Here is a 25015-nt window from a genome sequence, read left to right on the forward strand (position 1 = left end):
CTCCACCGTGTTGCTAGTCGTCTACTTGCTGCTCACTTACCCCATAAATACTCCAGCGAATACGGCGACCCCGGGCTTGCCCACGTTTCTCCGTTGATATACCGGAAATTTAAGTCCAGGCCGGCAATGGTTTTTAGGTCATCAGCAGACAACTCAACAGAAGTTGACTCCAGGTTGTCTTTCAGGCGCTTTGGATTCACAGATTTGGGAATGGCCGAAGTTCCTCTTGTCACAGCCCAACTAAGGAGTACTTGGGCTGGCGAGCAGTTTTTTGCGACCGCTATTTTCTTGATCGCTTCACTCTCCAAAATCGCCGGGTCGCTTTCCTTGATCAACCTGGCCGGTCTGTCGGAAGAGCCAAGAGGAGAATAGCCTGTGACAACAATCTCATTCTTTTTGCAGTAGTCCAACAACTCATTTTGTTGCAGGTAGGGGTGCAATTCCAACTGATTGGCTTCTGGTATGATGGTAGCGCCCTCGCTTATTAATTTCAGGTTTTTGACATTGAAATTGGAGACCCCAATATGCCTGGTAAGCCCTTTTTTTACCACTTCCTCCATGCCCGACCAGGTAACGGTCAGGGGAAGTTGATCGATAGGAATAAAGTCGGCTGGTGAGGCGGGGAAACCGATTCCCTCTTGCAGCGCCACTGGCCAATGGATGAGATACAAGTCGAGATAGTTGAGCTGTAGATTTTTCAGGGTTACTTTCAGTGCTGGCTCTACCTGGTCTTTCCGGTGACTGTTGTTCCAAAGCTTGGAGGTGATCCAAAGGTCTTCTCTCTTCACTTCGCCACTTTTGAAAGCATCGGCAAAGGCAGTTCCAATTTCATCTTCATTGCCGTAAATATGGGCGCAGTCAAAATGCCTGTACCCTATCTTAATAGCCTCCATTACAGCTTTATAAACATCGCCGGGAGCAGCTTTCCAGGTACCCAGCCCAATGGCTGGCATTTGATCTCCATTCCTAAAATTTAAGTACTTCATTTCTTATCGATAAAGGTTTTGAATTTTTCTTCAATAGCATTTTGTGGCCATTCGGCCTTGTGAATAATCAACTTGTATCGCATGGTAACAGTTTCTCCATTAGCGATTTTAAAGAGTTTACGGCCCGGAAAGGCTGCGTTCTGCATGCTTTTCTTATTTCTCAATATCCAGCCATGCCACGACGTCATCTCCGTCGTATCAGTCATCATGGTGAATCCCGATTTTGTTTCTCCAAAGGTAGCAATCATATCGACCCAACCGCCCACCTGCATAGCCGGATCTGTGGGGGTCAAATCTCCCTTTACAGAACGGAATTTAATATCATCGGGAAGGATCGTTCTGGCAGAAAAGCCGCTATAGCCTTTGTGGTCTTCAGATCCACCAATCCACACATCGTGGCCATTGGCTGTAAGGCTGATGTCAAAGTCCATTTCCCGATAGTCTGATGTTGTCTTACAAACGGTGATCACAGTGTTTTCCTTAACGAACGTAATACTATCACCTTTCCATATCGTGTTCCAGTCAACTGCCACCTCCAATCTGGCTGCATTTTTTCCAGCGTTGGTATTGGCACTGGTCACTTTCCACTCAATGCCTTTGCATTCCCATCCGTCGCCGATGCGTTCGCCATCAACGATTAGCTGGTGCCAGGCCCAGAAGATGCCTCTTTGGTGCAGGTGGTCAGCCGGGAAGTCTTCCGTTAGCACTTCCTCGTTTAAGCCATAAAGAGGGTGCAAGTAGTTCGCTCGGGGGTATTTTCCGTCAAGCGATTTAGTTTGCTGTTGGTAAAAGTAGATGGGATGAGTGCCTTCGGTGAGGCTGATGCCTTCCGGGGTTTTGGTGAATTTAAAGGGTTGGGCAACTAAGTTGTTGGCGATAGAAAAAACCATTAAAATGGCAGGGCAAATTGTTTTAAAGTGTTGCTGTTTCACTATTCTAAATTGGTTAGACGACTATCGCTCTTAAGTCGGCCAGGCTCTGACCGCATCGGCGTGCCGTTTTTTAAATGACCTAGGTGGCCCCATGAAAAGTAAGCAAAAATCTTCGAAAAATTAAGGTATATGGCCACTCCTTTACGACACTCTGTTTTCAATGTTCTGTATTGAGTGACTAGCCTGCTACAATTGCAATCAAAATTTCAAATATCAAACCTGACTGCCGCCAGGCACGTCAGTCATTCTTTAATTCTTCTATCTGCTGCTGGTAGTCGAACTGTAGGTCTTCGTGTAGGGTGCTGAGCACCTTTTCTATCTTTTTGAGCTGGCTGTTGTAGAGGTTGTCAAGAGCAGTGCTTCGCTGAAAGGGCAGACCGGTCGCTTTCATTTGCTGGCAGAAGTAAATCCTGATCTCGACTTCAGTTTCTTTGAGCCCTGAGTACCGTATGTTTTTGTTGGCGAAACGCAGCGCTTTTCTAATGGTTTTTTTGGCCCAGTAGAGGTTGGTGTCGTTCAAAGTTGAAAGGCTTTCATCGATTCCCTCTTTTACTTCATCAATGAAGATAGCCTCATCGTGTGCTTTGAAAAGGAGGTAGGAGAGCAGCTCTTTGTTTTCTACTTTGTATTTACCCAGCCGAAGGATCACCTGCTGTAGCTGTTCGGGGTCTAGAGCCTGAAGTTCTTTTTTGATGTGAGATATGGAATAGGCAGACATTAGAAACGCAGTAATGGACTATTTGACGCCAATTTATTGCTAACAAACCAGATTGACCAGTTATCCTTTGCTTCTTTAGCCAAATCATCTCTTACTTTGAAAAGAGGACAAAAAAGTTTCTATTTAAAGCAGGTTTTGAACCCTCCAAGGGGTTTTGAACCCTTGGAGGGTTAATTGAAATAGCAAAATTACAACACCAAAGACATGAGCGATAAGTTGAGAGTATTAGTAGCCGGGTGCGGCAATATGGGGGCATCACATGCAAGGGCCTATCACAAGCTGGGCGATTTTGAAATTGTTGGCCTGGTAAGCCGTACGGCAGAAAGCCGGGAAAAGTTGAATGCAGAACTTGGCGGGGGCTACCCCTGTTATGCTGATTTTGACGAGGCCTTGGCGCTTGCTAAGCCAGACGTTGTTTCGGTCAATACCTACGCTGAAACCCACGTGGACTATACGCTGAAGAGCCTGAAAGCTGGCGCTCATGTATTTGTGGAAAAGCCCCTGGCTATTACGGTGGAGGAAGCGCAAAGCGTGGTAGACATGGCGAAGTCAGTGAATAAGAAAGTGGTGGTAGGCTATATCTTAAGAGTGCACCCGGCGTGGGCCAAGTTTGTGGAAATAGCACAAGGGCTGGGTAAGCCGCTCGTGATGCGCATGAACCTGAACCAGCAAAGCAATGGCAAGCACTGGCAAACCCACAAAAACCTGATGAATACCATGTCGCCGATAGTAGACTGCGGTGTGCATTATGTGGACGTAATGTGCATGATGACAAGGGCCAAGCCGGTCAGGGTGAGTGCTATTGGTGCCAGGCTGACGGATGAGATCAAACCAACGATGTACAACTATGGCCAGCTTCAGGTGACTTTTGACGACGGTTCAGTAGGCTGGTACGAAGCCGGCTGGGGACCGATGATGAGTGAGGTGGCCTACTTTGTAAAAGACGTGATAGGGCCGAAAGGCTGCGTGAACATAGTGGACGCTCCTAAGGGTGATGGCTCGCAGGACATTGACGGGCACAGCAAAACGGGCAGTCTGAAAGTGCATTATTCTGCTACCAACGACAAAGGTGAGTATGTGAATCCCGACCAGATTGTAGACACTTCCAGCGAACCCGACCACGACGGACTTTGTGAACTGGAGCAGCTGTATCTGCTCAAAGCCATCAAAGAAGACCTTGACCTCAGCGACCATTTGGACGATGCTGTTAATAGTTTGCGCATTGTGTTGGCGGCCGATGAGAGTTTTAGGACAGGGAAGACGGTGGAGTTGTAGGGGACAGGTATCGAATTGTCAGTATTTCTACATACCCTTCCGAACATATCGAAGAGGTGAATAAATTAATTGTTATAGCAACATGCCAAGTATCGTTTGGAACAGAGAGCCCCAAGAGGCAATGGATAATCCTTATGAGTACGGAGCTCAAGAGCAGTTTCAAAAAGAGGCGGAAAGGCTAACCAAAGAGCTTTTGGTGGTGCTCGGAGAAAGGAATGGTGAATTTAGCCTTGAAGAAACGACCTCCCGAAAAGCGGTATGGATGCTATTTATTGATGCGCTTGTTACATGCATTGATATTGTTGAATGTCTTAGAGTCAAACGACATCGACTAGTAGGTAAGCTTTTAAGAGATTTGGACGAATCAATTGACCTAGCCTTTCTATTCAATACAAATTCAAGCGCTGGGGATAAATTACTAACTAAGTGGTATAATGATGAAATTATCCCCCATCGTGAATATCGTAAGTTTATTAAAAGTGAAATCGATGACGACCTGTCAAAGGTCCTAAGCGAACTCTATTCCATGATGTCTAAACATGCTCACGGCACCTACAAGGTATTATTGTACAGTTACATACTGAGAGGAAAGAAAATGTTGGTGCATGATAGTAAATATGAAAGTGGGATACTTGTTCATCCGAAAACAATAGCGATGTATTACACCTTGGTGGCACACTACCTAAAAAAGTTAGCGAACGGATTGAGAACGTCTGGATTGATTGAGGAAAATATAATTAATTCTATTTGGAAATCTTCACTTGATGAGGCTACTGTCCCACGCAGGTTTGAAATCAAGAAGAAAAAAGGCCTCGACAATTAATTCTTAGTCACTCAAACTCAAAAGTCCCGTACATCTCATAATCATGGAAATTGGTGCGGATAGGCTGCCATTCCCAGCGGGTTGCCTTGCCGCTGTCGTAGTCGAGGCGGTACATGTTGGCTCTCCATTTCGTGCCACTTGTTGGAGGCACATTCTGTAGCGGGTTCAATAGCACATAGGGAATAAAAAACTGGGCTGTCCAGGCTTTTACGTCAGCTCCGCTTCGTTTTGGGCCACCTTCCACGGTTGTTACGTGCTTGGTTCTTCGTTCGTTGAAATAGTGCCAGGGCCTCCAGCCGAGGAATTTACCACCGTAGTTGGGCACAAGAATAGGTAGCTCGTAATTGAGAGGAGAAAGCTCATATTCGAAGTAAATAGGGCTTTTTTCATCAGTCCAGAGAAACACTTCTACCACATCTTCCTTGAACAAATCATCGAAATCCTGGGTCATGGTGGCGGTGAGCCTATTGTCTTCGCAGTGAAACAGGAAGTAGATGCCAGTTTCAGAGTACAAGACCTTGGCTTTGGTGTTATAGGTCACTCCGTTATCGCTTCTCTGAGGTATTTCTACCCAGCTGGCAGCGTCCCAGGTTTTGTCGGGTGTTTCTTTTACATCGAAGTCGGCCACCTTTTTGATGGTCAGGCTTCCGGGAGTTTGGGCGATGGCAGCGAGGGGCATAAGTATAAGTAGGGTGTAGAGTAGTTTCATAAGGTAAGCGGGTTGGGAAAGTAATATAGGGAGAGATGCGGAACCCTCCAAGGGGTTTGAAACCCTTGGAGGGTTATTGGAAACTATTTGGCGGATGCCAGGCTTACTTTAAGACCCTCTTTTTCCAGTACGACGATATCGTCTGTGCTGCCGAGTACCTCGTCGATGATGCCGTAGGACTTGGCTTCCAGTACATTGAGGTATTTGTCACGGTGGAAAAAGGCCTCAATTTCCTCCCAGCTATGACCTGTATGTTTGCCCATCAGGTGAAAAAGCTGCGTTTGCAGTCTTTCTTGCTCCCGGGTAGCTATGCGCACGTCTTCGGTGTAGCCCTGAGCACCGCCGCCTGTGGGGTGCATGTGAATGGTGGAGTGGGGCAGGGCATAGCGCTTGCCTTTGGCTCCGGCGCACAATAGAGCTGTTCCCATGCTGGCCGTTACGCCCACGGCGACTGTTGACACCGGTGCCTGTATCATCTGCATGGTGTCGTAAATGGCCAGACCTGCGTATACCACACCGCCGGGACTGTTGATATACAAATTGATCGGTGATTTCTGGTCAATGCTGTTGAGGTAGAGCAGCTGGGCTACGACCAGGTTGGCCGATACGTCGTCCACTTTGGTGCCCAAAAAAACGATGCGCTCTTTGAGCAAAAGGCTGAATATGTCGTAGGCCCGTTCCCCACGGCTATTGTTGTCAATCACCATGGGAACCAGATTGGCTTGAATGTTCATGTTATTGATCTTTATTGAAAATTTGATCGATCTCTCTTCGGAAATCTGTTTTGTCGGCAGCCTGGAAAAGCTTGCTGTCTATCATTTGTATCTCTTTTCTGAGCTGCTTTCTGCCATATAGCGTTACGACTTCCGAAATGATCTTTTGCAGCTTTACGCTGGCACTGAGCGATGGCTCCAAAAGCATCCTTGCTTCAAAAAGAAGAGTGGCGGCAATGCCCAGCTTCCCTTGCAGGTAGCTTTCTATTTGTGCTATTTCAGTCAGTGAAGTCCTCATATAGCCATCCTTTCGATTTTACTTCGTTTCTTACCCTTTCCATGCATTTGTACTTCTGCACCGTAGCTGAGCGCTCGCTGCCGAACCCGAACCTAGTGGCAACCTGCTGTATGGAAAGGCGGTCGTAGTAGAAGCTTTTGAGCAGATCCAGGCATTTTTGCCCAGCATTCTCCAGCAAGGTGAGCAGCTTCCTGGCCGAAAGGTGCTCATTGTTCATGTCAGGCACGTCCATGGATTGCTCCCAGTCTTCGAAGCTGACCTCTCCACTCTTTGCTTTTGCTTTCCTGATCCACAAATGTTTGCATATTCCGAGCAGGTAGGCTTTGCGGGAAATTTCAACGTGTAAATTGCCGCCAGCGAGTTTTTCATAAAAAAGGATCAGGGCATCCTGAAAAACGTCACGGGCGTCGTCCACGTCGCCGCCCATGCGATGCACAAACCTTGCTGCCGCTGGAAAAGCATCTTCGTAAAGTGCCTCAAAAAAGGCAGCCCTGTCGTCAAACAAAGTTTCCGCCGGACGCTTTCTTTGAAGAGTTGCAGTTGCTTCCATGTGTTGGTTTTTACTATAAGTGCAGAAATGAGGGAGAATATCACCTCATAGATAGAAAAAAAGTCCCAGGTTACTCTTTCACTACCCGAAAAGTGTAGCTGATTCCATTTTCCCTAAGCTTTAGTAAGTAAAGCCCCGCCGTAAGTTGGCTCACGTCAATTGATCTGCTGACCGGCTGAAACAACAGGTTGCTGATGAAGCGCCCCTGCATGTCGAACGCCAGCACCTCGTCGTAATTTCCAGTGCCGCTGATAAACAGATTAGCGGAGCTTGGGTTGGGGAAAACTGTGATACGTTCGCTCAACTCGTTCTCGGCTGAAGTGACCGAATTGAGAACCTCTTCTACCAAAATATCAGAGATGCTTACATCTACTACCGATTTACCCAGGTCAAATACCAATCTCGCCTGGTCGTCGGTGAGTTCGCTCATTGTGAAGGTAAAAATGAATCTCGTTTCTGTAGCCGATATGCTCACGCCATTGTATCCACTGTATGCCGTCCACGGATCGCCGTTTTTGCCAGCGTAGAAGGTAGCAGCCCGGGCTTCGTCTGCTTTGGCGCTAAAGCCTATCTGGTAGGTTTTTCCTTTAGTCAAGGCAATGTCATTTTTTGTTAGCTGAATATGCCAGCTTTCGTTGCCACCACCAGATATTGCCACCGTAAGCTTATCACCTGCGTTGTCCAATAGTGAGGAAGCACCACCCTGATTCACGACAACCCAGCCGTCCCGGCTGGAACTAAAATCACTTTGGTACACAACTTTGGTGTTGACTTGGGTAGGCTCCGGCAAAGGGTTGTGCAGCAGAGCATCTACCAGAGGTTCTAGAAACGATTTGTTGGCAGGATCGTAAACCCCGAACCCTGCGCTGAATTCCCAATAGGCCCAGCTCATGCCCTGCGACTCAAACCAGCGGGCCAGGTAGGTCGTCCACCGAACCCGTGAGTCGATATCGGCCGTGCTAAAGGCACCAAACTCACCAACATTGAATGGCAGGTTGCGTTCCTCAGCGAAAGCCTGGGCTACTTTGAATTCATTTACTATTGTCAACCGCTCGGCTTCTGTATCATTCCACTCAGTACCAAGCCATGCCTGGGTTTCGGGCCCTACCCAATCAGCGCCCTGATGGGTAAAATGGAAAGGGTTATAATAGTGGATGCTGAGAATGAGGTGATCGTCGTCTGGTACTTCCAATTGAGGAACGGCAGTAAGGCCACCGTACTCTGCCACACCCAATATCACGCTTCTTGTGGGATTACTTTTTCGGATTTCGGCCAGCGCTTTTGCAAAAAGATCGTTCCACAATGCTGGTGTTATCTCTCCATGTGGCTCGTTCAGTACTTCAAAGAGCACACTGTCCGGGTAGTCCTTGAAGTAGTCCGCTATTTGATTCCATTGTGAAAGAAATCTGGGCTCTTCCCGTGTCACGTTCTCAAAAAGCGAATCGTGGTGGTGCATATTCACGATGATGTGCAGCTTGTATTTGAGCGCAGTATCGACCACCGCCTGTATCCTTTGCAGAAAGTCGACGTTGACTGTGTATGGTGCGTCCACCATGCTTCGTTCTGGCGTTTCCCAGCGGACGGGCAGCCTCACATGCTGAAAACCAAGGTCTGCTATTATTTTGAAGTACTCCGGCTGCCATGGGTTGCTCCAGGCATCTTCGGTAGGCGCCTCAAAGGAGTTGCCCATGTTGATGCCTCGACCGAGTCTGTCGTTGACATCAAAGGAAGAAGCTGTTTGGGCGAAAACACCTTGTGTGAAAAGTAGCCAAACGGCTGCCGGAAGCAGAAGCCTTTTCATCTTGGATCTTCTTCGCCTGTTGGTTTGTCTCTCCACCAATTTGCCAGGATAGACCCCGTAATATTCATCAGTGAACCGAACACAGAAGGGCCGAGGCCCATGGTCGCTACTTTTCCCATTCCCTGGGCAATTCCTGAAGCAAGCCCCCCATTTTGCATGCCTACCTCAAAGGCGATGGTTCTACAGTCTCTTTCTGGTAATTTGATGGCTTTGCAAAGCTTGTAGCCAAGAAAGTAACCAGCTGTATTGTGTAGTAAAGCTGCAAAAACAAGTGTGACGCCAAAGGTGAGGAGAGCATCTCTACCTGAGGCAGTAATGATACTGATGATGATGGCTATGCCCGCCATTGACAAAAGTGGCATCGCTCTGTCTACCCAGGGTGCTTTTCCATGAAAAAGCTTGTTAAAGACCAGGCCGCCAATAATCGGGATGATCACAATTTTGACAATGCTCCACATCATTCCCCAGAATTCGATGGGAACATACTGCCCGGCAAGTAATTTCATCCACAAAGGGGTCATTAACGGCGCCAGCATGGTGGCTACGGCTGTCATTGTTACAGAAAGGGCCACATTGGCCTTGGCCAGGTAGGCCATTACGTTGCTGGCCAATCCGCTTGGAGCTGAGCCGATCAGTATAATGCCAGCGGCTATTTCTGAGGGAAAATTAAAAAGCTTGGCGATCCCAAACCCCAGGAGGGGCATAATGGTAAACTGGCACAGCAAACCAACGCCAACTCCCTTCGGCATTTTGACGACTCCTTCAAAATCTTTGATACTCATGGAAGTGCCCATGCCGAACATGATGATTTGTAGTAGAGGAACTATCAACGTGCCGAGCTTGAAGTCCCCGATTTGCTGAAACGGAGCAGGGTAGTACATGGCGGCAGCAACCGATGAAAAAATAACTACTGAGTAACTATAGCCTTTTGCTTTTTCACTTCCTCTGAATGCAAATGCCAACAACAGGAGGCCTATGATCAACAACGGCCCGCTGATCGGGGAGTCAAGCCCAATACCGGTAATGGCAGCGGCGATTAATAATGCTAAAGCAATAAATAGGGTGTAGGTATATGTCTTTTTCATAATGCAGAAATGGAATGAGTCAATTCATTCCATTTCTAAGATGCTGCGTATTTATCAAAAAGCCAAAGAATTGCTTACAGCATGGTTAAATCATTTTGTAAACGGGATTGAATTCCTTCTTTCCTGAAAAGAAAGACTTGACGCAGTGACAAAACATGAAGAGAAAAGGCAAGGGGCACAAGTATACCAGGCAGCAAAACGAAAGGGAAATTTGCCACAATTTCATTTGCCGGATCGTTCATAAAAACCCGAAAAGGGGTTGGCATAGAGAGCACAGCAATAATAACAATATTGAAGAGCAGAATCAATCCGGCGATGTTCCAAAAAATGGCGGCAGTTGTTTTGAATCTGTTTCCTCCAAAGCAGAAAAAACCCGCTGGGATAGCTGTAAGCCCGACCATGATGTCCCAGTTGCGCCCTTCAAAAGTCATTTGAACTGGCAGCAGATTTTGGATAAAGAGCATCCAAAGCAGTATTTCGACAGGTAAGCGGAAAGCTTGCAAATAGAAAAGCCAGGTGGGAGGTACTGCTTTCAGTACCTTGTCGAACCTCCCGAAAAGTGTGATAATGATGATTGACAGCATTGGCACCAGTGGCCCTATCAAAAGCCTTGGAGGAAGGGTTGCGAAATTCGAAAAGAACCCTGAAAGTGCGAGGTTGCTGACAGTGACGAGCCAAATGGAAACAATTAGGAGAAATTTCCAATGTCCCCGGTAATCAAGGTGCATGTGAGACTTAACGGTTTTCGCAATGCCCCAGGTAACCAGTCCGATACAAACAGCTGACAATACCACAAAATCGACAGCAGTGAAGACAAAAAATGATGTTTTCATTAGTTAATTAATTTGATTATACGGCAAAAATAGAGTGTGTGATGGCCATGAGAGATGACCATTATTGCTAAGTTTCTGGAAAGAAAACTAAGTGAGAAAGCCCTTGCGATATTGGCTTGGGTAGGCCCCAAAACGCTGGAAAAACAAGCGACTGAAGCTGGTGGCGTTCTCAAACCCCAGTTCAATAGCGATTTGGTTGATAGGTATGCTTTTCGATTTGAGCAGAGACGATGCTTTTTGCAACCTCAGTTGCTGAAGGTATTGATAAGGGGAACAACCGAAGCTCACCTTAAATAGCCGCAAAAAGTGGTATTTTGAAAGAAAAGCTTCATCAGCCAGCTTTTGGAGGTCAATCGTCTCTCCCTGATGGCTGTGAAGGTAATCAAGCGAATAGGAGAGTCGGCGATGAAGCTCAATCCGGGTAGAAGCTTTGGCGGCCGGTAGTTTCTGAACTTCCCGGAGTATTTGCCGGTGCTGACAAAGCAGGTACACCATCAACTGGTAGTTGTACTCGTCTAGCTTCAGGTTGCTCAAACAGCCATTTTTAAAGTCTGTGTAAAGCTGTTTTGTAATGCTCGCAAGAGCAGCATCTTTTTTGTAAAGTCGGTTGGCAAACCCAATGCTTTCTGCCGTCAGCCCGTATGAGTCATTGAGGATTTGATCTGCTGGTGAAATCAGCCCTGATAAAACTTGGTGTGAAAGATCTTCACCCAGATGGATATTGAGGGTTTCGGCGGGCTGGTTTGGCTCCACAGTCAGCGTATATTCCTGATTCTTGTTGGTAACGTAGAAAAAGTCGTCACTAATTGTGGCGGTAGGCCCGCCTGTCGAGCAATAGCTGGTGCCACTTATATTCATGAAAATAGAGATAGGCCCCTGCACGTCCGGCCGATAGACAGACGAAGCAGTGGCGTTAATGATGCAATTGGGCCACTTGGGTTTGATTAGCTTTCCTGACGCATCGGTCAATTTGATCTGCCCCGACACCATCGATTTTAGCCATTTAATATCAGGGAAATCTGATCGAATCATCTTTATTCACAGTGATTCAACAAAATACGAATTTTGCGAAATAATAGTTTTGAGTGTCATTCATAAAAATTCTCCCTATCGATTTGAGAGAGGTCTAACATTAATTTGCCCAGCTTCTCGGTGACATCTTTGAAAAAGCGAGCTCCCTTTTCCGCTGTTGATTTTTTTGGATTGCCAATACCTGTATCCACAGTTACTTTCGACCATTCCCTTTCTTTCCAGGCCCAACCTTCTTTGAATCCCTGAATGCGTGGTTTCTTGTCTTTTCCGTCGCCTGCCTGGTCGAGTGGTAGCACCAACTCTGGCCTCAAGTGCATAATGAGGCAGGTTTCCATCTCGTCGGCATGGTCACCAGCCTCTTCAAAGTATTGTTTTTTGTCCATTGACTGAAACCAATTGCAGGTGCTCAGCAGCATTTTAGGATATCTTACACCGAGCTCTCGTAACATAGTTTTGAAGTCGTTGCCGCCGTGGCTGTTGACGATCAGCAACTTGTAGATTCCCTGGCGGTTGAGTACCTCAATGATATCGTTGAGAATAGCCAACTGCGTGCTGGGGTAGAGGTTGATGTCAAGCTTGATGTCTGTTTGGCCGGTGTTTACTCCAAAGGGGATGGTGGGCATCACGGTCAGTTTTGCGCCAGCCTCCCAGGCGATGCGACCTGCCTCAGCGGCTATACTGTCGGCCTCGTACACGTCGGTGCCGTAGGGCATGTGGTAGTTGTGGGCCTCGGTGGCGCCCCATGGTAAAATGGCCAAATCGATTTGGCGATCCTTTATGTCTTTCCAATTGCACTCGGCTAGTAGGTATTGTTTCATAGGGTTGAAGCTAAGATTTCCGGTTTGATTATCAAAGTTGATTGTTGCCAGGGGCAGGGAAGAGGTGCTATTTTCAAACTTTTTTGTTTCTCTGAAGTGCACTGACAGACAGTTGTCAGTGGCTGGCTTTAGCTTGCTTTCATCAAAGAAATTTTAAAGCAAAAAATAAACGCTATGAATCAGATGACCACACAAATTGAAGCCACTGTTATGTCTCCAGCACAATTGCTCCAGCACTGGCAAGGGCATAGAAGCTTAACCCGCAGGGTGATTGAAGCATTCCCGGAAAAGGAGTTTTTTGAGTATTCCATTGGTGGCATGAGGCCTTTTTCGAAACTCGTCAGTGAGATGCTTGCCATTGCGGTGCCAGGTCTGAAGGAAATTGTTGCCGGCAAAACAACGCCCTTTAATGAAGAGCTGGAGTTTGAAGGGAAAAAAGAAAATGTACTGAAGGCATGGGATGAGTCTACAGAGCAAATTAACTCCTACTGGAAGCAGATTTCAGCAGAAAGGTTCCAGGAGCAAATCAAGCTTTTTGGGCAGTATGAGGGAACAGTGGTGTCCAACCTTTTCTATTTCATCGACAACGAAATTCACCACAGGGGACAGGGCTATGTGTATCTTAGGTCGCTGGGTATTCAGCCGCCGTTCTTTTGGGAGAGGTAAAACAACCATAGTGCGGCTGTCTCAACAAACCAATCAGGGCTTTTGAGACAGCCTTTTACTATTTTTTGGCACTTTCTGCTGACAGACGGATTTTTTTCACTCTTTCCGCACTTACCACCAGCTTCTGATACTCTCTCGGATCGTCTCCCATAGACACGGCGGGGTTTCTGAATGCCATGGGGCTGTCCACAAAACTCCTCCCTGAAATATGGATTTCTTTCGCACCGGTTGTTTTCACCAGATCAGCCACATTTTCTTCGCTGATACCAGCGCCAGGCATGATGATGATTCGGTCACCGGCTTTTTTTACCAGCTCCGCTAGCAATAGCCTGCCGTCGTAAACATTAGCCTGCTGCCCGGAGGTGAGTATTCTGTCAAAGCCAGCTTCAATGCAAGCTTCGAGCGCTTTATAGGGGTCATTGGTCATGTCGAACGCCCGATGGCATGTAACTTTTAGAGGCCTGGCCAGATGAATAAGCTCTTTGTTTCTTTCGGTATCCATTTCGCCATTGGCCTTGAGTATGCCAAAAACCACGCCATCTGCCCCCAACTTTTTTGCCGATTCAATGTCTTTTTTCATGACCTCAAACTCCTCGTCAGCGTAGAGAAAGTCGCCACCTCTGGGCCTGATCATGACGAACATAGGTATTCTCGCCTTTTCTTTAGTGGCCAAGATCATCCCAGCCGAGGGTGTGGTGCCTCCATCGCCAGGACTGTCACAGAGTTCGATGCGATTGGCACCACCTTCGATGGCATTGAGCACTGAGGTGATGTTGTAGCAGACTACTTCGATGTGCATGTTGAAAATAGTATTTAGCTTTGTAGTGATTTTAATAGGTCGTCAGATACTCTGAAATCGGTTTTTTTGATTTTTTCGACGACTTCAGGCATGTTTGGAATTAACCCTTTTCTACTGGCCAGTTTCAGCACGCCAAGAGTCCCTGTAAACATGATTCCTATTTCTTTCGCTACTTTTCTGCCTTTGAGTTCGTCGATAATAAGCAGAGAAGAGGGAGTTTCCATGATAAGGGCAATCGCTGATGCTTCACCTGCGTCAAGGAATGCTTTAAATATCTTTAGAGAATCTTCTTTTGGGTTGATTATTTGTACCCACTTAGGCAAAGGATGACCATATTCTTCGGCTATTGTGCGAGTGATGGTGATTGTTCCAAACAACTTGTAGAGAAGGCCTAGTTGTTCAATTTTTGTAAGCAGGATAAGACAACTTGTATCAACTACTGTGACCTTCTGCATTTTTCAAGTCATCTTCAAGTTCTTCTGATGGGTAATTGAAAAATGAGACCCCATACTCTCCAAGTAGTTCCATGAAGGTTTCTTTGGAATAGCCCACAATATCGGCGGCTTGGCCGAGAGTCAACTTTCCTTTTTCATACAGCCGTGCCGCAAGATACATTCTAGCATCCTTGTCATCGACGTCAACAGTATCAGGAAGTTGTATTGTCAGAGTTTTCATTATAAACAAAGTATGCTACTTGGTTACCTTTAGGCAAGATAACAAGTATTATGACCAATTCATCCATTTCGTTAAAAGCAAAGCGCACTTAGTACGTAGGCAAGGTCGGGTCAATCTCTTCAGCCCAGGCATGAATGCCTCCGATGAGGTTGTAAAGGTTGTCGAAGCCGTACCGTGATTGAAGCGCTTGAATAACCGAGGCACTGCGCCCTCCGTGGTGGCAATGAACTACCACCTGGCGGTCTTTATCGATCAAGTCCAGGTATTCCTGAAGCTCGCTCATGGGCATCAGTTCTCCACCCATATTCACGAGATCAAACTCATGCGCCTCTCTAACATCGATCAGCTGAAAATCGACGCCGTTTTTCTTCCACGAGTCGAGCTCCTGAACAGTTATTTCTTTCAAGTTTTCCTGATAGTTCTTAATTCCACAAAACGCATCGTAGTCGATAAGCTTAGTCACTTTGACCCTGGTGCCCTTTGGCTTTATTACCATCCGCTGCCGGGTATTGTCCCACGCCCCAAGCATTACTAGAGCACTGTCCAGCACTTCGCCTGATTGAGTAATGATTTTGAGTGCTTCTATGGCCTGCATAGTTCCAATAAGCCCTGGCAGAACACCAAGCACTCCCTCTTCTTCACAGGTTGGTACGGAGCCTGGTGCGGGTGGAGAAGGGTAGAGGTCTCTGTAGTTTGCACTTTCTTTTGTGAGGTTAAACACTGCCACCTGGCCTTCAAAACGATGGATCGCTCCATAGATATAAGGCTTGTCTGCCAAAAGACATACATCGTTCATGAGGTAGCGGGTAGGGAAGTTGTCGGTGCAGTCGATGGCCAGATCAAACCCGGCGACAATATCCAGTGCATTGGCGGAGGTGATTTTCTCCTGGTAAGCTACAAGTTCGATGGTGGAGTTGAGCGCCATTAGGTGGCTTTTGGCGGCTTCAGCCTTATTTTTGCCCACGTCGCTTTCTCTGAATACTACCTGTCGTTGCAGGTTGCTGATGGAAACGACGTCGTTGTCAACAATGCCAATCCGCCCTACGCCGGCTGCGGCAAGATATTGCAGGACAGGACAGCCTAATCCACCCGCACCAATTACCAGCACCCTGGCTTCAGTAATCTTTTGCTGGCCTGCAGGGCCTATTTCTTTCAGTGACAAATGGCGAGCGTATCTGGACATGGAAGAAAGTTATCGGTTAATAGTGAAAAGTAAAAGAGTATGCCTTAACCTAGCACTTTTCACTGCTGCGCTCAAAACCTCTTGAGAACAATATTCGATACAGTTTCTCCTATTGAAAGACTGGAGGTGGCTGCCGGACTGGGTGCGTTACACACGTTGACGGCAATGTCATTTTCCAGAATCAGGAAGTCGTCGAGCAGCCCACCATTGCGGTCGCAAGCCTGGGCACGCACACCCGCTCCGCCCGGTTCAAGATCCGACTCTTTCAAGTCAGGGAGGAGCTTTTGCAGGGCAGTAGTGAACGCAGTTTTGCTGAACGATCTGTACATTTCGCCAAAGCCTGTTTTCCAGTATTTCCAGGCCACTTTCTGAAATCCTGGCCAGGCCAGTGTTTCCGCCAGCTCAAAAAGGTTGATTTTCGACTTGCTGTAGCCTTCTCTTCTGAAGGCCAGCACCGCATTGGGGCCAGCTTCCACTTCGCCACCCACCATTCTGGTAAAGTGTACACCCAGGAATGGGAAATTGGGATCCGGCACCGGGTAAATCAGGTTCTTCACCAGGTACTTTCTTTCTTCTTTAATTTTGTAGTACTCACCTCTGAATGGCACAATCTTGATATTGACTTCCTGGCCAGTCATCCGGGCGATTTTGTCGGAATAGAGACCGGCGCAGTTCACCACCAGCTTCGTTTGGTAGGTGTCCTTATTGGTGACCACCGTGCAGCCCCCGGCTTCCTTTCTGATTTCCCTAACCGCTTCACTTATATGAATCTGACCATCATCCTTTCTTATCACTTCAGCTAGTTTGGCCGATACTTCTTTGTAGCTAATTATGCCAGTATAGGGTACCCAAATACCCTCAATGCCATTTACATAGGGCTCCTTTTCTTTTAGTTGCCCGGCGGTAAGCCGCTCATTTTTTATCAGGCCATTTTGTATACCTCTTTCGAACAGGTTGTTAAGCAGTGGCAATTCTTCTTTTGAAGTAGCCACTACAATCTTCCCGCATAGATCGTATTCGATGCCCTCGTTATTGCAAAAATCCAACAGCATGTTATACCCATTGATACAGTTCGTTGCCTTCAGACTGCCTGGCTTATAGTACAGGCCGGAATGAATGACGCCGCTGTTGTTGCCAGTTTGATGTGCTGCCAGCCTCGGCTCTTTTTCAATGAGCAAAACCTTAAGTCCGGGTCGTTTCTTTTTTAGTTGGTAAGCGGTGGCCAATCCCACAATCCCTCCACCAATGATCGTAATATCGTATTGCATGCTTTTCAGTTGATGTTGCGAATATAAGACTCAAAGGTGAATTATAACTGCATGATAATAATCAGTATACTTTGGGAGTGAAATCATCCTGACGTTTTGTAGTGGGTAATACTTTTGTGCCAACATAAATCATCTCAATCATGGAAAGGAAAGTTGTGAGTGCCGAGGAAGCGCTGAAGGTTGTAAAGTCTAATGACCGGGTTTTTATTCATAGTGTGGCTGCGGCACCCAAGATACTGATAGACGCCCTGGTGGCGAAAGCGCCCGAGCTAAGAAATGTGGAAATTATGCACCTGCACACCGAAGGGCCGGCTGACTATGCAAAACCTGAATATGCCAGCAACTTTCATGTTCATTCACTTTTTGTGGGTGCCAATGTGCGCAAAGCTACGCAGGAGCACAGGGCCGACTACATACCGATATTTTTAAGTGAGATTCCAAGGCTTTTCAGAGAGAAAATTCTCCCGATTGATGTGGCGCTTGTTTCGGTTACCCCACCTGACAAACACGGCTATTGTTCGCTCGGCGTGTCTGTTGATGCCACCCTGGCGGCTATCGAAACGGCCAAAGTTGTGATTGCGCAGGTGAATCCACTAATGCCACGCACTTTTGGAGATAGCTGCCTGCCCGTGAGCAAATTTCACTATTTGGTAGACGGAAAAGTGCCAATACATGAAGTGCCTTCGCCTCCTATTAGTGAAGTGGAGAAAAAGATAGGTCAGCACATCGCAGGTATGGTAGAAGATGGTGCAACGCTTCAAATGGGCATTGGAGCCATTCCCAACGCAGTACTTTCGCAGCTTACAAACCACAAACATTTAGGCATCCACACCGAAATGTTCTCCGATGGCGTGGTGCCACTGGTAGAATCGGGTGTGATCGACGGTAGTATGAAGGCCATTAACAGAGGCAAGATTGTGTCGACCTTTGTAATGGGCAGCAAGCTTACCTATGATTTTATCGACAACAACCCCTCGGTCAATCTTTACGATGTCGCTTTTGTTAACGATGTTGCTACAATCCGTCGCAACCCCAAGGTAACATCAATCAACTCGGCCATTGAGATTGACATCACAGGCCAGGTTTGCGCCGACTCCATTGGCACCCTACATTACTCCGGGGTAGGTGGGCAAATGGATTTTATCAGGGGAGCATCCTATTCAAAAGGAGGAAAGCCAATAATAGCGTTGCCATCGGTGACCGGGAGAGGTGAAAGTAAGATTGTACCATTTCTGAAAGAAGGAGCCGGGGTGGTAACGACCAGAGCCCATGTTCATTATATAGTTACCGAATGGGGAGTGGCCTACCTGTACGGAAAAACACTGCATCAAAGGGCTCGTTTACTGATCGATATAGCCCATCCCGATCACAGGGAGGCATTGGAGCGGAAGGCATTTGAAAGGTTTGGGAAGATATGATGTTAGCTTTTTAGCTGAATCTGATGGGGGCTGGTCTTGGGAACTCGTTCAATAATTCCTCTGGCCTCCATATCCAGCTTAACGGTAACGAAATACCACAACACTTTTCCATCGAATGAGTCTGTTAACTCCTTCACTGCCTGATCTGAAAGACTTTCGAACGTCCTGGGTTTTCCGTCTTTCAACTTCTTTGCTATGAAAGCATAAATCACGTCATATTTATGTTTCATAATATTGACACCCTTTTTACCCTGGGGGTGAAGCGTCAGAATTTTCTCTTGGTCATCCATTATTCGAAAGTTTGACAGTGGGTCGATGCCTTTGAGCCTCGTTCAATTTAGTTATTTGCAGAGGTTATATCAACAGTTGTAGTTACCAATTAGCCGGTAGTTCCGCTGGCAGCTTCCACTCTTCTATGAAATTTGGTAGAACTTCCCGATAATTTAGCCAATCGTCCGAAACCCGGAAAATTATCCGTATTTTGAACAACCTTTGCAAGCTTTTTGCGTCCGATAGACAGTGCGCTACAGCCTGCCGGCGTATTGCTTTCATTAATCCACAGCAGAAAACAAAGCCCACTCTGAGCGGGTTTATTTGAGAATAGAGCCTATTGTAAAGATTGAATCCATTGTTTGGCATTAGAAGGCCTTCACATACGTAAGTAAAATCATTTTGACCTATAAATTTCTATGTCTTTAAGAAGAAAACTCATTGCGTTTCTGGTTGTCGTGTTAATGGTGACTGGCTCCATTGGCCTTTACAGCTTTCTGGCGGCAAAAAAGGAACTACCCCCTGAAAAAGAAGCCCCCGAGGTTGTCAACTATGTGAAAGTGAGAGAAGTGGCTTTCCAGAACGTTGAAACGGAAGTCGAAGCCTATGGCAGGGTAGGTTCTTCGCAGCCCATCGATTTGTTGGCCGAAGTTGGCGGAAGGTTGATAATGGGGGACGTGCCACTGAAAGAAGGGCAGAACTTTAAGAAAGGTCAACTGCTTGTGAGGGTAAATGACGTGGAAACAAGGTTGAATCTCCAGGCGAGAAAAAGTAGCTTCCTTAACCTCATCGCCTCTATTTTGCCTGACCTTAAAGTGGACTACGCCAGCAGCTTTCCGGCATGGCAAACCTACTTTGCGAACATAAAAACAGATAGTCCGCTTCCTGAGCTTCCTGAAATAACAGACGTCAAGGAGAAGACTTTTTTGGCCACCAAGAATATTTTGAGTGAATTCTATTCTATTCGGGGACTTGAAGAGAACCTGAGAAAATACCATATGATTGCTCCTTACAACGGCAGTATTTCCGTAGTTAATATAGAGCCCGGCACTTATGTAAACCCAGGATCCAACATCGGTCGAATCCTCCGCACTGACGCCTTCGAAATTAAAGTGCCCATTGAAGCCAAGGACATTCAGTTTGTAGAGCTTGGCAAGCGGGTGAAGGTGATCAAGGGTGAAGATGAGTCGAACTCACTTACAGGAAGAGTGATCAGAATGACAGACTATATCGATCCTACTACACAGACATTCCATGTGTATGTGTCGGTGGAAAACAACCAGAAACAGGCATTGTATGACGGGCTGTATTTGAAGGTTGTGATTCCGGGTAAAATGGTTGATAACGCCATAGAGGTACCAAGAGGGGTGGTGAGAAACAAAGGAGAAGTCTTTGTGTATAACAATGGACAATTGGGTAGCAGAAGTGTTTCAGTGATCAAAAACAATCAAAATACTTATCTGATTACCGGACTGAAGGAAGGAGATTCGCTAGTGACCGAAGCTCCGCTGAATGCATTTGAGAAAATGAAAGTGGAAATCATTAAATAATCCAGAGGATATGAGAGCAATTTTATCATTCTTTATTAGGTATCCAATTTGGGCTAATGTAATACTGTTTGCAGTATTTCTTCTGGGGTTGGCCAGCTTCCTGACCATGAAGAAGTCGTTTTTCCCTGAGAGAACGCCGAACATGATTACTGTGTCGGTCGCCTATCCTGGTGCGGCTCCTGAGGAAATGGAGGAAGGTATTACTATTAAAATAGAGGAGGCCCTCAAGGGAATCGTTGGTATTGTGGAGGTGAGATCCGTGTCGAGCGAGAACTCGGCGTCCATCACCATTGAAACATCAACCAACTATGAACTTGACGAAGTTCTCACCGAAGTAAAAAACGCAGTTGACAGAATCAATTCCTTTCCGGTAGGTGCTGAAAAGCCCACGGTTTTCAAACAGCAGTCCACCAGCATGGCCTCTTTCCTGGGCCTCAAAGGCGATGTGCCATTAAGGGAACTTAAAATAATTGCGGAAAAAATTGAGGACGACCTTCTTAAGTCGGGGCTGATTACACAGGTAAGAGTGTCTGGTTTTCCTGACCTGGAAATATCAATTGAGGTGCCGGAGGAGAACCTTTCTCGCTATGGCATCACGTTTACGCAAGTAGCCAATGCGGTTCGTGTAAACAACCGTGACGTGTCGGGCGGTACCATCAAAACCTCTGAAGAGGAAATAAGGATACGGGCCAATGCCAAAGACTATGACCCGGAAGTGATTGGGAATATCGTTTTGAAGGCTAATGCCGATGGCACCCGGGTGCTGCTCAAAGACATCGGTACTGTTACGCTAGGTTTTGCTGACATCCCTAACAAGTATTATAGTAATAATGTGAGAGCTGTCAATATCTCGGTAAGTAAGTTGCCTGAAGAGGATCTTCTCGCTATTTCTGAGTATCTGGATAAGTACGTGGCAGATTTCAACGCCCAGAATCAGGGTGTAACTTTGTTCACAAACTTTGATTTCTACTCAATACTTGAGCAACGAATAGACCTATTGACGAGCAACTTTGTTCTTGGCCTCGTTTTGGTGATGATCACGCTAGGGTTATTCCTGTCATTGAGACTTTCGTTTTGGGTGGCTGCAGGCATCCCGATTTCTTTTCTGGCCATGTTTGTAGTTGGCAGCATTGCCGGCATCACTATTAACATGCTGTCACTATTTGGAATGCTTCTGGTAGTTGGGATACTCGTGGACGACGGTATTGTTATCTCCGAAAACATATATACCCATTTTGAAAAAGGAAAGACGCCCGAACAGGCGGCGGTAGATGGCACGTTGGAAATGATGCCTTCAGTGTTTACCTCGGTGGCCACGACTATGTTGGCTTTCGTAACGCTGATTTTCCTGGATAATGGTGGGTTCAGTTACGAAATGGCGGTGGTGGTAATTGCCTGCCTTGGCTTTTCGCTGGTAGAAGCTTTCTTAATCCTGCCTTCTCACCTGGCCTCCAAAGCCATTTTGTCAAAGAGAAAGCCGGACACATTGTATGACCGGTTCAGGACAACAATGGAGAAAGGCATTGACTTTGTTCGTTTCAGGCTGTACGGAAATTCCATTAAGTTTTTGGTTCAATGGCGTTGGATTGCAATGATGGGGCCATTGGTGTTTGTGATGATGGTAGTGGGGATGTCACAAGGCGGTTTGATAAGGTTCGAGTTTTTTCCGAGAACCCCTTTTGACGATTTGCAGGTGGATTTGATGCTCAAACCAGGCACCAGAGAAAACATTACCGAAGACTACCTGAGAAGATTTCAGGATCAGGTATGGGAAGTGCATGAAGAAATGAAGAAGGAGGCGGGCTTAACCGAACCGTTTTTCTCGTCAGTGGACATCATAATTGGCAGCGGCGCAAGCAGAACGAGCAGCGGCAGCCATGTGGGATATGTAGGGGTTAATTTTGAAGACCTGGAAGGTAAAAACATTTCAGCGTTTGAGGTTGCTAACCGAATTAGGAAAAAAATTGGCCCTATCCCGGAGGCTGAGAACTTTACAGTAGGAGCTGCCCAGCGATGGGGCAAGCCTGTTTCCATAGCGCTGAAAGGCAAGTATATTGACGAAATAGAGGAGGCAAAAACAGAGCTCAAGGAAAGCCTGAGAAGGATTGATCTGCTAAAGGATATTACCGACAATTCTGCGATAGGTCAGCGGGAAATAAAGCTTGAACTAAAGCCATTGGCTTATTTCATGGGCTTGAATCATCAGGATATTACTCAGCAGATACGTCAGGGCTTCTTTGGCGAAGAAGTGCAACGACTGATTATAGGCACCGACGAGGTGAGAGTATGGGTGCGCTACCCGGAAGAGGATCGGGTAAACGTCAGTCAGCTTGAATCGATGAAGATCAGAGCTGCTAATGGTTCTGAGTATCCGCTGTCACAGCTTGCCACCTATGAAGTGGAGAGAGGGGTGTTGAGTATCAACCGCTTCAACGGAAAGCGGGAGGTGAGAGTAGAGGCCGATTTGGCCAATAACAACACCTCGATGCCACCGCTGATAGAAAAGATTACAGCTGATATTATGCCACCCATCATGGCAAGGCATCCTTCACTGGAATACTCTTTCGAAGGTCAACAGCGTCGTGCATCGAGAGAACTTGATTCGGGAGCGGTAATCTTTGGGTTGTGTTTGATAGCCACTCTTTTGTTGCTTATGCTAACTACCCGATCTTATCTGCAACCGTTCATGATTTTCTCGCTCATACCACTGGGGTTCATTTGTGCCATATTCGGTCACTGGATTGAAGACAAAACGGTTTCTATTCTGAGCGCCTATGGCATGCTGGCATTGTCGGGTGTAATTATCAACGATGCTGTGGTGATGGTGGATCAATTCAACCGAAACCTCAAAGAAGGCATGAATATGCACGATGCAGTGATTGATGCTGGAATTAGTAGATTCAGACCTATTGTTCTAACATCGGCAACAACCGTAGCGGGGCTTTACCCTATCATTCTTGAGACAAGCTTCCAGGCCCAGTTCCTGATTCCAATGGCCATTTCTATTGCTTATGGTGTAGCACTGGGAACGCTGTTTATCCTTTTCTTCTTCCCGGTGTTTCTCATGGTGATGAACGATATCAGGGTGTACTCCAAGTGGTTGCTATTCGGTGGAGAGAAGCCAAACAAGGAAGAGGTAGAGCCGGCGGTGAAAGAAATGAAAAAGGGCTACGCCCTTAACTAATCATTGATCTAACAATTGTAATGAAGAAAATACTCTTAACGTTCGGGATGGCCTTGGTCATCCTGAACTCATATGCCCAGACAGAAGAACCAAAAATAACCGAGCTATCGCTTTCGGAGGCGATTGCCACCGGCCTGGACAATAACTTCTCAATAAAGATTGAAAAGCAAAATATTGATATTGCCACCCGTAACAACTCATGGGGGCAAGCTGGTTTGTATCCGTCTCTAACTTTCAATCTTTCACAGGGACTCGGAAGGAGCGAAATAGGCGAAAACCCATCAGCATTTGCCTATGGAGCGTTTCAGTCCAGAAACTTACAACCATCCCTAGCTCTGAGTTGGGGGCTATTTAATGGCTTCAATGTTAGGATAACTAAGGAAAGATTAGAGTTGCTGCAACAACAAAGTGTCGGAAATGCAACCGTAGTTGTAGAAACAAGTATTCAGGGGATGGTCGAAGCCTACTACACTGTTCGTTTACAAGAGGAACAGTTAAGAATTTTTGAGAGAAGTCTTCTGTTGTCCAAGGATAAGTATAACTACAGTAAGCTTAAGGGAGAGTTGGGTAGTGCAGTAACTTTTGATATTCTTCAGGATAAGAGTGCTTATCTAACAGACTCCTCTAACTATGTTACCCAACTTTTCAATGTTCAAAGTGCCAAAAGAAATCTTAATTTGTTGTTAGGTATTGATGTTGAGACAACTTATGAGTTGACCGATTCTTTGACTGTGGAAGTTCAACAATTCACCCTTGATGAATTGTATGCCCGCATGGTAGCTAACAACAGCAATCTTAAGAATCAGTACATTAATCAGGAAATTTTTAAGAGAGATATCGGGATTGCAACGGCTGCTATGTACCCTTCAGTATCACTTTCGTTGGGTGCAAACAAAAACTTTCAGGTTCAGAACACCACTCAAGCAACATTTAGAAGCGGTGAGCCGGGCAGGGCTGGAATTGAATCAGTTAACACTAACTACAACGCAAACTTTACGCTCAGCTTTACCATATTCAATGGAGGAAGAATTCGCAGGCAAATTGAGAATGCCAGGGTCAATGAGCAAATTGCTGCCATCAGGGTCGACGAACTGAAGCAAAGCTTGAAAAACAGTCTGATCAATACACTGGAGTTTTATCGCTTGCGGGCACGGCTGTACCAGATTGCCATTGAAAACAGACAAACTGCTGAGTTTAATTTGACACTGGGTGAGGACCGTTATCGTAATGGAACGATCAGCTCTTTCGACTTCCGTGACTTACAACTGAACTATTTGCGGTCAGCGCTGAGTGAACTTCAGACCAAGTATAACCTGGTAGAATCGGAAGTAGAACTAATGCGCCTTACCGGTGGTATTTTGGAAGAATACGAGACTGAATAACCACGAAGATTTTGATTTGAGATTTCTGATTTGAAATTAATGGTTCG

At 46.4% G+C, this 25015-nt stretch carries 25 protein-coding genes; 7 read left to right on the plus strand and 18 right to left on the minus strand.

The genetic code is table 11. From position 1 onward, the window contains the following. Positions 1–32: 32 nt before the first annotated feature. From RIG68_RS25080 to RIG68_RS25090, 3 genes are all read right to left on the minus strand, one after another. Positions 33–986, minus strand: a complete 954-nt coding sequence (locus RIG68_RS25080) for an aldo/keto reductase (protein ID WP_350128912.1) — start codon at positions 984–986, stop codon at positions 33–35. Beyond that, positions 983–1918 (minus strand): DUF6807 family protein, encoded by a 936-nt coding sequence (locus RIG68_RS25085; RefSeq protein ID WP_350128914.1) that lies wholly within the window; start codon positions 1916–1918, stop codon positions 983–985. The genes RIG68_RS25080 and RIG68_RS25085 overlap by 4 nt, the downstream gene beginning before the upstream one ends. Before the next feature lie 238 nt (positions 1919–2156). Then, positions 2157–2636: a hypothetical protein gene (locus tag RIG68_RS25090; RefSeq protein ID WP_350128917.1), complete on the minus strand. Its 480-nt coding sequence runs from the start codon at positions 2634–2636 to the stop codon at positions 2157–2159. A 204-nt stretch (positions 2637–2840) separates the two neighbouring features. Between RIG68_RS25090 and RIG68_RS25095 the strand changes: the two genes are divergently transcribed. Continuing rightward, a complete protein-coding gene (locus tag RIG68_RS25095; RefSeq protein WP_350128920.1) occupies positions 2841–3911 on the plus strand; it encodes a Gfo/Idh/MocA family protein in 1071 nt (356 codons plus the stop codon). A gap of 82 nt (positions 3912–3993) precedes the next feature. Then, positions 3994–4734 carry a hypothetical protein gene (locus RIG68_RS25100; RefSeq protein WP_350128923.1) on the plus strand — a complete coding sequence of 247 codons (741 nt, stop codon included), beginning with the start codon at positions 3994–3996 and terminating at the stop codon, positions 4732–4734. A 7-nt stretch (positions 4735–4741) separates the two neighbouring features. Here RIG68_RS25100 and RIG68_RS25105 read toward each other — a convergent pair whose 3' ends face one another. The 9 genes from RIG68_RS25105 to RIG68_RS25145 all read right to left on the minus strand — a co-directional run bounded on the left by RIG68_RS25105 (position 4742) and on the right by RIG68_RS25145 (position 12573). Continuing rightward, positions 4742–5443, minus strand: coding sequence for a carbohydrate-binding family 9-like protein (locus RIG68_RS25105; RefSeq protein ID WP_350128926.1), 702 nt, complete (start codon positions 5441–5443; stop codon positions 4742–4744). An 83-nt stretch (positions 5444–5526) separates the two neighbouring features. Further along, positions 5527–6177, minus strand: coding sequence for a ClpP family protease (locus tag RIG68_RS25110; protein WP_350128929.1), 651 nt, complete (start codon positions 6175–6177; stop codon positions 5527–5529). A gap of 1 nt (position 6178) precedes the next feature. Beyond that, the gene (locus RIG68_RS25115; protein WP_350069410.1) at positions 6179–6454 is read right to left on the minus strand and encodes a hypothetical protein; all 276 of its coding nucleotides are present in this window, start codon (positions 6452–6454) and stop codon (positions 6179–6181) included. Next, complete coding sequence (locus tag RIG68_RS25120; protein ID WP_350128932.1) at positions 6435–7004, minus strand: RNA polymerase sigma factor; 570 nt, start codon at positions 7002–7004, stop codon at positions 6435–6437. The genes RIG68_RS25115 and RIG68_RS25120 overlap by 20 nt, the downstream gene beginning before the upstream one ends. 70 nt (positions 7005–7074) lie before the next feature. Further along, entirely contained in the window at positions 7075–8805 is a 1731-nt protein-coding gene (locus RIG68_RS25125; protein ID WP_350128935.1) for a cellulase family glycosylhydrolase, read from the minus strand. Further along, the gene (locus tag RIG68_RS25130) at positions 8802–9890 is read right to left on the minus strand and encodes a bile acid:sodium symporter family protein (protein WP_350128938.1); all 1089 of its coding nucleotides are present in this window, start codon (positions 9888–9890) and stop codon (positions 8802–8804) included. Before RIG68_RS25130 ends, RIG68_RS25125 begins: the two co-directional genes overlap by 4 nt. Positions 9891–9964: 74 nt before the next feature. Beyond that, positions 9965–10723: a DUF8737 domain-containing protein gene (locus RIG68_RS25135; protein ID WP_350128941.1), complete on the minus strand. Its 759-nt coding sequence runs from the start codon at positions 10721–10723 to the stop codon at positions 9965–9967. A gap of 87 nt (positions 10724–10810) precedes the next feature. Next, a complete protein-coding gene (locus RIG68_RS25140) occupies positions 10811–11755 on the minus strand; it encodes a helix-turn-helix domain-containing protein (protein ID WP_350128944.1) in 945 nt (314 codons plus the stop codon). Positions 11756–11811: 56 nt separating this feature from the next. Then, on the minus strand, positions 11812–12573 hold the full coding sequence (locus RIG68_RS25145) for a creatininase family protein (protein ID WP_350128947.1): 762 nt from the start codon (positions 12571–12573) through the stop codon (positions 11812–11814). Between the two features lie 174 nt (positions 12574–12747). Here RIG68_RS25145 and RIG68_RS25150 point away from each other — a divergent pair, with 174 nt between their 5' ends. After that, complete coding sequence (locus RIG68_RS25150) at positions 12748–13239, plus strand: DinB family protein (protein WP_350128950.1); 492 nt, start codon at positions 12748–12750, stop codon at positions 13237–13239. 58 nt (positions 13240–13297) lie between these two features. On the opposite strand, the gene RIG68_RS25155 is transcribed toward RIG68_RS25150, so the two are convergent. The 5 genes from RIG68_RS25155 to lhgD all read right to left on the minus strand — a co-directional run bounded on the left by RIG68_RS25155 (position 13298) and on the right by lhgD (position 17164). Beyond that, on the minus strand, positions 13298–14038 hold the full coding sequence (locus tag RIG68_RS25155) for a copper homeostasis protein CutC (RefSeq protein ID WP_350128952.1): 741 nt from the start codon (positions 14036–14038) through the stop codon (positions 13298–13300). Between the two features lie 14 nt (positions 14039–14052). After that, positions 14053–14493, minus strand: a complete 441-nt coding sequence (locus RIG68_RS25160; RefSeq protein ID WP_350128955.1) for a PIN domain-containing protein — start codon at positions 14491–14493, stop codon at positions 14053–14055. Then, positions 14471–14713, minus strand: a complete 243-nt coding sequence (locus tag RIG68_RS25165; protein ID WP_350128958.1) for a UPF0175 family protein — start codon at positions 14711–14713, stop codon at positions 14471–14473. The genes RIG68_RS25160 and RIG68_RS25165 overlap by 23 nt, the downstream gene beginning before the upstream one ends. Before the next feature lie 88 nt (positions 14714–14801). Continuing rightward, positions 14802–15896 (minus strand): ThiF family adenylyltransferase, encoded by a 1095-nt coding sequence (locus tag RIG68_RS25170; protein ID WP_350128961.1) that lies wholly within the window; start codon positions 15894–15896, stop codon positions 14802–14804. 71 nt (positions 15897–15967) lie between these two features. Next, the gene (gene lhgD, locus RIG68_RS25175; RefSeq protein WP_502880695.1) at positions 15968–17164 is read right to left on the minus strand and encodes an L-2-hydroxyglutarate dehydrogenase; all 1197 of its coding nucleotides are present in this window, start codon (positions 17162–17164) and stop codon (positions 15968–15970) included. Between the two features lie 140 nt (positions 17165–17304). On the opposite strand from lhgD, the gene RIG68_RS25180 reads away from it, so the two are divergent. Next, on the plus strand, positions 17305–18582 hold the full coding sequence (locus RIG68_RS25180; protein ID WP_350128964.1) for an acetyl-CoA hydrolase/transferase family protein: 1278 nt from the start codon (positions 17305–17307) through the stop codon (positions 18580–18582). 2 nt (positions 18583–18584) lie between these two features. On the opposite strand, the gene RIG68_RS25185 is transcribed toward RIG68_RS25180, so the two are convergent. Continuing rightward, positions 18585–18872, minus strand: a complete 288-nt coding sequence (locus RIG68_RS25185; protein ID WP_350069448.1) for a DUF6958 family protein — start codon at positions 18870–18872, stop codon at positions 18585–18587. 399 nt (positions 18873–19271) lie between these two features. Between RIG68_RS25185 and RIG68_RS25190 the strand changes: the two genes are divergently transcribed. From RIG68_RS25190 to RIG68_RS25200, 3 genes are read left to right on the plus strand one after another with little or no spacing between them, the layout of a single operon-like run. Continuing rightward, positions 19272–20402: an efflux RND transporter periplasmic adaptor subunit gene (locus RIG68_RS25190; RefSeq protein WP_151997002.1), complete on the plus strand. Its 1131-nt coding sequence runs from the start codon at positions 19272–19274 to the stop codon at positions 20400–20402. Positions 20403–20412: 10 nt separating this feature from the next. Continuing rightward, positions 20413–23586, plus strand: a complete 3174-nt coding sequence (locus RIG68_RS25195) for an efflux RND transporter permease subunit (protein ID WP_151997001.1) — start codon at positions 20413–20415, stop codon at positions 23584–23586. A 20-nt stretch (positions 23587–23606) separates the two neighbouring features. Next, the gene (locus RIG68_RS25200) at positions 23607–24968 is read left to right on the plus strand and encodes a TolC family protein (RefSeq protein WP_350128967.1); all 1362 of its coding nucleotides are present in this window, start codon (positions 23607–23609) and stop codon (positions 24966–24968) included. Positions 24969–25015: the final 47 nt, after the last annotated feature.

Origin of the sequence: Imperialibacter sp., from assembly GCF_040222385.1 — a bacterium.
Taxonomy (GTDB): Bacteria; Bacteroidota; Bacteroidia; order Cytophagales; family Cyclobacteriaceae; genus Imperialibacter.